7 protein-coding genes are annotated in these 7,883 nt (G+C 38.0%); 3 read left to right on the top strand and 4 right to left on the bottom strand.

Annotation, left to right across the window (positions count from 1 at the left end):
* Positions 1 to 1,240, top strand: a 1,240-nt coding sequence (locus EGT49_RS12135) for a glutamate-5-semialdehyde dehydrogenase (protein ID WP_135374647.1), incomplete at its 5' end; no start/stop codon positions are given.
* Between the two features lie 163 nt (positions 1,241 to 1,403).
* Here EGT49_RS12135 and EGT49_RS12130 read toward each other — a convergent pair.
* Positions 1,404 to 2,594 (bottom strand): hypothetical protein, encoded by a 1,191-nt coding sequence (locus EGT49_RS12130; protein ID WP_135374645.1) that lies wholly within the window; start codon positions 2,592 to 2,594, stop codon positions 1,404 to 1,406.
* A 219-nt stretch (positions 2,595 to 2,813) separates the two neighbouring features.
* Positions 2,814 to 3,758, bottom strand: a complete 945-nt coding sequence (locus tag EGT49_RS12125; RefSeq protein WP_135374643.1) for a D-2-hydroxyacid dehydrogenase — start codon at positions 3,756 to 3,758, stop codon at positions 2,814 to 2,816.
* Between the two features lie 328 nt (positions 3,759 to 4,086).
* Here EGT49_RS12125 and EGT49_RS12120 point away from each other — a divergent pair, with 328 nt between their 5' ends.
* Positions 4,087 to 4,806 carry an MIP/aquaporin family protein gene (locus tag EGT49_RS12120; protein WP_135374641.1) on the top strand — a complete coding sequence of 240 codons (720 nt, stop codon included), beginning with the start codon at positions 4,087 to 4,089 and terminating at the stop codon, positions 4,804 to 4,806.
* 241 nt (positions 4,807 to 5,047) lie between these two features.
* The gene (locus tag EGT49_RS12115) at positions 5,048 to 5,455 is read left to right on the top strand and encodes an iron-sulfur cluster biosynthesis family protein (protein WP_135374640.1); all 408 of its coding nucleotides are present in this window, start codon (positions 5,048 to 5,050) and stop codon (positions 5,453 to 5,455) included.
* A 39-nt stretch (positions 5,456 to 5,494) separates the two neighbouring features.
* On the opposite strand, the gene EGT49_RS12110 is transcribed toward EGT49_RS12115, so the two are convergent.
* Positions 5,495 to 6,715, bottom strand: a complete 1,221-nt coding sequence (locus EGT49_RS12110; protein WP_135374638.1) for an ABC transporter permease — start codon at positions 6,713 to 6,715, stop codon at positions 5,495 to 5,497.
* On the bottom strand, positions 6,708 to 7,604 hold the full coding sequence (locus tag EGT49_RS12105; protein ID WP_135374636.1) for an ABC transporter ATP-binding protein: 897 nt from the start codon (positions 7,602 to 7,604) through the stop codon (positions 6,708 to 6,710). The genes EGT49_RS12110 and EGT49_RS12105 overlap by 8 nt, the downstream gene beginning before the upstream one ends.
* Positions 7,605 to 7,883: the final 279 nt, after the last annotated feature.

Genomic DNA, 7,883 nt, shown 5'->3' with positions numbered 1-7,883 from the left:
TCTTGAAGAGTTGGGACAAAGAGCCCAAAAAGCTGCCTTTGAATTAGGACAACTTGGCACCAAAGCTAAGAACGCTGCCCTACTAGCAATGGCGGATAGTTTAGTTTTGAATACTAAACAAATCATCGAAGCAAACAAAGAAGATTATGATAACGCTGAAAAAAATGGCGTCAAAAAAGCTATGCTGGATCGACTTTTACTGACACCTGATCGAATCAACGACATGGCAACTGGGCTACGTCAAGTGATGGATCTGCCTGACCCCATTGGAAAAATTGATCGTGGTTGGCAAACCGAAACGGGACTCGACATAACTCAAGAACGTGTCCCTCTAGGTGTCATCGGTATGATCTACGAAGCACGTCCTAACGTCACTGTCGACGCTGCTGGATTGTGCTTTAAAGCCGGAAACGCCGTCATCTTGCGTGGTGGAAAAGAAGCTATCAACTCCAACATTGCTTTGTCAGAAACCCTTCGTCAGGCCTTGAAAAAAGTTGGTATCACTGAAGATGCAGTCCAATTGATCGACGATGTTAGCCACGAAACGGCGCAAAAAATGATGGAATTATCCCACTACATCGATGTTTTGATTCCTCGTGGTAGTGGTAAATTCATCAAAATGGTCGTCGACAAAGCCAAGGTTCCCATCATCGAAACCGGAGCCGGCAACTGCCACATCTACGTCGATAAAGACGCTAATTTAGATAAAGCCCTCCAAATTATCATCAATGCCAAAGTTCAACGCCCTTCCGTCTGCAATGCGGCCGAAAAGGTTATCTTGCATAAAGACATCGCTAACGAATTCTTACCTGATTTATACGACGCATTAAGAGCTAACAGTGTCGAAGTCCGCGGTGACACTTTATCTCGTGCCATTCAACCAGACATCATCCCCGCTACAAAGGAAGATTGGAGCACTGAATACGACGACTACATCATCGCCATTAAAATAGTCGATTCACTCGATCAAGCCGTTAAACACATCAATAAATACAACACTAAACACAGTGAATCAATCATTACCGAAAATTACACTACTAGTCGTAAATTCATGAAACAAATTGACGCTGCTGTAGTCTACACGAACGCCTCAACTAGATTTACTGACGGCCAACAATTTGGCTTCGGAGCAGAAATTGGCATCAGTACCCAAAAGTTACATGCCAGAGGTCCAATGGGAGCTAACGAATTAACTACGACCAAGTATTTGGTCCAAGGTGATGGGCAGATTAGACTTTAATTCTATTTCATTTTAAAAAACATAATTCATCTCAAAAAATAAATCAGATACAAAAAAGAGTGTTAGATAATCATGTAAATTTATCTAACACTCTTTTTATCTATTTCAAGAACTAATTATCGAATGAAGTCTTTTCGATTTATCACTTCATCTTGCCGTTTATCTAATTCTTATACCGATTGCTCATTTCCTTGATACGTCTATTAGTATCGTACATAATGCCAGCTTGAGCAGCGGCAATTTCTGACTGCTCTTGATTCCAATAGTCGATAGCTGCAGTTTGCCTGTCAATCGAACTATTCAAATTACGAATATTCTCATCAGTTTCTTCCAATTTACTAGTAATTGTATCACGGGCATCATTTACAGCATCAATGACATTTGAATCAGCATTATTAATAGCATCAACGATACTATTTGTCATTTTTTGAAAACGTTCATCGGCAGACACATGCTCATAAGCTGCTTGCCAAGTAGAAACTCCATTAAGTAAAGCCCCATAAATTCCCACCAATCGATTCATATTACTTGTTTGTTCTGGTGGTAGATAAATCACGTTATCCATAACTATTGCGTAATAAGCATTGAGCCTTGTTTCCACCCAATCTTTTTCTTTTTGTACTTTTTCGGCATACATCGTATTGGCTATAGCCAAACTATAACTATATTGAAATTCATTATCCAAAGTTTGATCATTAAGATTATTTTTCTTGCAGAATTCCTTGTCTCTATCTAAAATCCTTTGCTTTTGACCTAAAATTTCCTTATTTCGATAGCTGGCCAAAGGTTGAGAAATTGGCAGCCTAAATAACGCTAAAAATAAAAATATTGTGATAACCCAAAAAAATAATCGAGTAAATAAAGCTGTCATAATAAAAAGCGGCGAACCGGCCACGCCAAACCATCCTAAGACTTTATACGCAAAAAGAATTAAAGCATAAATTAAGTATCCCCTCAATGCAAAATGTTTGTCTCCATAATCTATCGGTAAGGTTTTTGGAAGGTTACCATCATGATTATTGCGATAAGCTATTTCGTTAGGATGACAACGCGCCCGCTTATACTTAGAAAATTCTTCATCAAATTGCTGGATGGTCTGTTTGTATTGATTCCTATATTGATTTACTGATCCCTTAAATCCTGAATGCAGCTTCTCCATTGAAAGTTTGGCTCCAATTAGAAGCCTCATATGATCTGCAACTTCTTCTATTGGTATTTTATTTAACATCTGAGCATGTTGAATATCCCAACTGTAATCAGGGATGTTCCAACGATAATTTTGATCAAGTTGATATACCTGCTCTTCCAATCTATTAACATCATCATTTGTAAAAGTTTGATATTTTTTACTCATCAACTATACCCCCTTCTATTCAGTGATAATTATATTTAGTAACGCGACATAATATGACATTCACTTGAGGATACAAAAAAAGTTCACAAAAATGTGAACTTTTTATTTTTTGACACAACAATAACAGATAATAACAACGATTGATTCAATGTCACTCTATCATTTTGTATTCCTTGAAAATGAGATTCAAACCTTTGATCTAATTTTAGTAAAACCGTTTTAATATCCGCGTGAATAGTTCACAACGTTTTTATACACTTCCCCATTTTCTACATAGGCTTTCAAATTATGTTTGAAAATATCGAAGGCACGTTCTTCATAATGTACGCTCATGCCGGCGTCGTGTGGGGTGATGATGACATTTTCCATATCCCAAAGTGGACTGTCGCTTGGCAATGGTTCAGGTGTCGTTACATCAAGTCCTGCTCCGGCAATTTCACCATTTTCAAGAGCAGTTACTAAATCGTCCATCTTGGTAGTTTTTCCACGACCGATATTGATGTAGTAAGCCTTCTTAGACATTACCTTGAACAAATCTTGATTGAACAGGCCAATGGTCTCGGCTGTATCTGGTAAGGCATTGACGACGAAGTGAACTTCACCGATTCTTGAAGAAAGTTCTGACATTGGAATCATTTCATCGATATTTTCAGCTGCTTTGTCACTGTGTCTGACACCAATCGTCTTCATTCCTAAAGCTTTAGCATATTTAGCAATCAAAGTACCGATATGACCAACTCCGACGATCATAACTGTCTTGTTGTAAACTTCATCATAGCCGTCATCATGTTTCCAAAGTTTTTCATCTTGATGGCGAGCAGTCAAATTCATGCGACGGACAAACATCAACATGTAAGCCAAAGTTTGTTCGGCAATATTAATCGCATTAGCGCCGGAACCATTAGTTAAAATAACACCTTTTTCATCTAATTCTGGTAGTGGCAAAGCGTCAACTCCGGCACGTACCACTTGGATCCAATTTAGTGTATCACTTTTTAGAACAGCGTCTTTCAAAGTATTGGACCAGTCATAAAGCACTTCAACACCCTCTAGATCTTGTGGTGTGACCTGCTTAGGAGAAACAACACTCAAGTCAACATTTGCGATTGACTCAAGCTTATCTCGTTGTTTTTTGGTTAAATTAACTAAACTAAGAACTTTCATCTTTCTACCTCATTTTATTTTTAGATTATATTATTACTATATAGCAAAAACTACTCATTTTTTACCTGATTGTCAAAAAATATTCGGAATGTATGATACAATATTACTCGTTGCTCAATATTTGATTTATTTTGCTATTTATGTTAGTGAAAATTGTCCTGATTGTCGGGGCAATTTTTTCATGTAAATTTTCACTCATTAAAGACAAGTTATCTCGAATTTTACATAATTGACCCATTTTTGAGTGAATTGGAATATTCGTGTTTTGCTTAATAGTTGTAAATCAAATAACGAGAAAATTTAATTACATTTAGGGGTAGTATTAATTATGCACTATACGTTACTAGTACGTTGCGTCGCTGAATTTATCGGAACAGCCATCATGGTTGCCCTTGGTAATGGTTCTGTTGCCAACGTTGAATTAAAAGGAACAAAAGGATTCCACGGTGGGTGGATCTTGATCGGATTTGGTTATGGTATTGGTGTTATGATTCCAGCCATGATGTTTGGCCCAATTTCAGGTGGTCAAATCAATCCGGCAATGACTTTGGCATTAGCTTTCAATGGTGAATTCCCATGGGCTGAAGTTGGACCTTATATCATCGCTCAATTCTTAGGAGCAATCTTTGGTCAATTAATGATCGTTGCAGCCTACAAACCTTATTACAACAAGACAGAAAATGTCGAAAGTATCTTAGGAACCTTTTCAACAATCGATGCTGAAAACAGCCGTCTAAACGGATTTATTAACGAATTTATCGGAACATTTATTTTAGTTTTCGGTGCCGTAGCTTTGACATCAGACCACATCGATCCACGTGCTGACTTTATCGGTTTAGGATTCTTAGTTATGTGTTTAGTTGTTTCCTTTGGTGGACCAACTGGACCTGCTCTAAATCCTGCCCGTGACTTAGGTCCACGTCTATTGCATGCAATGTTACCTTTGAAACCAAAAGGTTCATCACAATGGAAATACAGCTGGGTCCCAGTTGTTGCTCCAATTCTAGGTGCAATTTGTGCCGTTAAACTTTACGGATTATTCTTCTAATTTTTAGAGAGCGGGACATAACATGGCCAGCTTTCGAGCATTAAGGCAAATAGCACCGGGTAATCGCTCTTTGATTACCCGGTGCTATTTGTTTTAAGCGGAGAAAGCTATGTTATGTTCCGCGTTTATGCTGCAAGTTTAGGAGTAAAAAGTAGTTATGCTCCAAATTCTTTTTTGAATCAAATTATTTGAATCAGTGTCATATTAGGAATAATCTGAAATTAATCGAGGGGGAACAACTATGAAAATTAATATTAAACCAGCTGCACAAAAATATTTAGCCGAAAAAATTCCATCTGGTAGTCACGTTATTTTGACAACTGATGATGGCTCAAATAACTATTCAAGTATTGGGGCAACCTGTGAATTGGCTGATAAGTTTCAATTAATCATTTTGAAGCACGACAATCCAAATTATAAAACTGAAATTGAAAACAATGCCGGTTACCAGATGCACATGTTGCCATTTGAAGAATACCTCTTTGGTGACGGACTCAACATCAATTTCTCACACGGTAGCTTAGTTTTAGGTGATAACGGTGGTGTCATGGATCGTGCGCTAGCCGTAGTCGATTGGCGTAACGTCGCTCCTGAAACTGAAGATCAGCTTCGTAGCAAGATGGTCAAATTAGGTGATCAAATCTGTTAAAAAAAACTCGAAGGATGTTTTCACATCTTTCGAGTTTTTTTATTTACTATACGAAAGTCCTCGTTTAAACCTCTTCCAAAAACTAGAGTCATCGGTTTGTAACATCAGACCTTGATAAATTTTTCCAATATACCAAGCTAGTAAAACCGTACTTGCCAAAAGGATCACTAATGACAAGGTTAGTTCTAGTCCACTGGCCGAATCGTTGATCCAGCGCAGCGGCATGAAGTATGAGGAGAAAAATGGTACGTAGGACAAAATTTTAACAACGATTGAATCGATATTATTTTGGAATGGGAAGGTCAAGAAGAAGGCCAACATGCTCAACATGATAACTGGTTGTGAAGCTTTGGGGGCATCTTCAACTTTGGAAACGAGCGCCCCGCAAAAGGCTGCCAGAATCGTATAAATAACCACTCCCAATAATAGATAAAGCAGATTGACACTGAGAATGTTCTTTAAAACTGACGAGATCAACGTATGATATTGATCCATAAACGATTTAGTTAAACTCGAATCCTTTAAGAACATGAAGGCTCCCCAACCGCCGACTAAATAAATTAAGACTTGGGTCAAAATAACTAGCATCACACCAAAAATCTTTCCGAGAAAATATTTTGTGGCCGTCGTACTAGAAAAGATAATTTCCATGATTTTAGTCCCTTTTTCTGACGCAATTTCTTGAGCCGTGATCGAGGTATAAGTGATCAAAATCATGTAGACCATCAAGACGATAATCCAAAAGGAGATAGTTTTCGCCAAATTAGCGTCTCCAGTTTGCTTTTGGATATCTTCAGTTAATTTCGGTTGGCGCGATAAATCTTGTAATTGCTGCTGAGTCAATTTAGCTTGAGCGAGATTTAGCTGTTGCTGTGTCTGACTCAAGAAGCTATTGAACTTGGCCTTTTGAGATGAACCGAGCGAACTCGTCCCATGATAAGTGGCGGAAACTTGTTGATCAGCTACTTTTAAAACGATATAACCGTCCAACTTATCTTTTTTCATTTTCTTTTGAGCCGTTTTTTCACTAATTACCGACTTTTTAACGTCATCTTTATTAGCTTTGATAAAACTAGTTCGTAGTTGTTGATTGTCACTGATCACCGCAATGCCTTCGTCACTGACACTTGAAGCTCCCAGGTATCCGGAGCCTACCATAATTGCAAACATGATAAAGGGTCCTAAAATCAAAGTCACAAAACTCCAGGACTTAACTTGGCGCAAGAAAGTTTCAAAAGTTACGATCCATAATTTATTCATTGATCTTACCTGCTTTCTGACGGAAGATTTCATTCAAAGTTGGTGGCTGCTGACTGAATTCTTCAATGTACTGACCATCCGTCACTTCAGCGAATACTTCCTTACCGGCATTTTCGTCATCTAAGAACAACTCAAAACGTTTTTCTTCGAGCGGTTTAGCGGCGACAACATGAGGCAGTTGTGCTAGTTGTGTGATTTCTTTATCAGTTGTAACGAAAATTCTCGTTTTACCAAAGGAAGCCCGGACTTCGCGAACGGTTCCATTTAAGACAATTTGACCGTCGCGCAACATGACTAACTTATCGCAGAGTTCTTCCACGTTTTCCATATCGTGGCTAGAAAAAATTATTGCGGCACCATTTTTCTTAGTTTCAAGAATGGCTTGCTTCAATAGGTCAGCGTTAACTGGATCTAGTCCACTGAACGGCTCATCCAAAATAACCAACTTTGGTTCATGAATCAAGGTACAGATCAACTGAACTTTTTGTTGATTACCTTTGGAAAGGTCTTTGATTTTATCTTTTTTACTACCTTTGACCGCAAATTTCTTTAGCCAATCATCAATTTTGGGTTTGATTTCCTTGGCTGGTTTATTTTTCAAGCGTGCTAAATAAGTAATTTGTTGCTCAACAGTCAATTTGGGCATCAAACTACGTTCTTCGGGTAAATAACCAATCTCATCAAAAACACTCTCAGTGATTGGTTGGTCATTCCAGGTGATTTTTCCTTGATAGTGCAGAAAGTTCAAAATACTGTGAAATGTAGTTGATTTTCCGGCACCATTTTGACCAATCAAGCCTAAGATTTCTCCATCTGAGACATCAAAGGAAACGTGATCGAGTGCTTTCAAATCGCCAAAATTTTTGTTAATATCTTCAATTTTAAGCAAATTTCATCCCCCCTAGTTAATTTGATTATACAGGATAGGAAATATCCTGGATATAGTCTAAATATTAATTTAATTATGTTAGAGTATGTGGTAGTGAAAATTCGGTTCTCCCTAAAGTTGGTTAATGTAAAGTGCCGTCTTCCGTACAAGCCCTGTGATAAGCTGGAATGCACTCGTCCTTGTCAAGTTGACATTTTCTTGGCTCAAATAATATAACTTTTTAAGCGACCTCACCCCAAAATTCTTCGTTGGTGAGGCCGTTTCTTTTTTCTGATCTAT

The organism is Companilactobacillus suantsaicola, assembly GCF_004745525.1.
GTDB classification, from domain to species: domain Bacteria; phylum Bacillota; class Bacilli; order Lactobacillales; family Lactobacillaceae; genus Companilactobacillus; species Companilactobacillus suantsaicola.
Note: the sequence above shows the minus strand (reverse complement) of the source record. Positions and strands in the feature narration are given on the sequence as shown.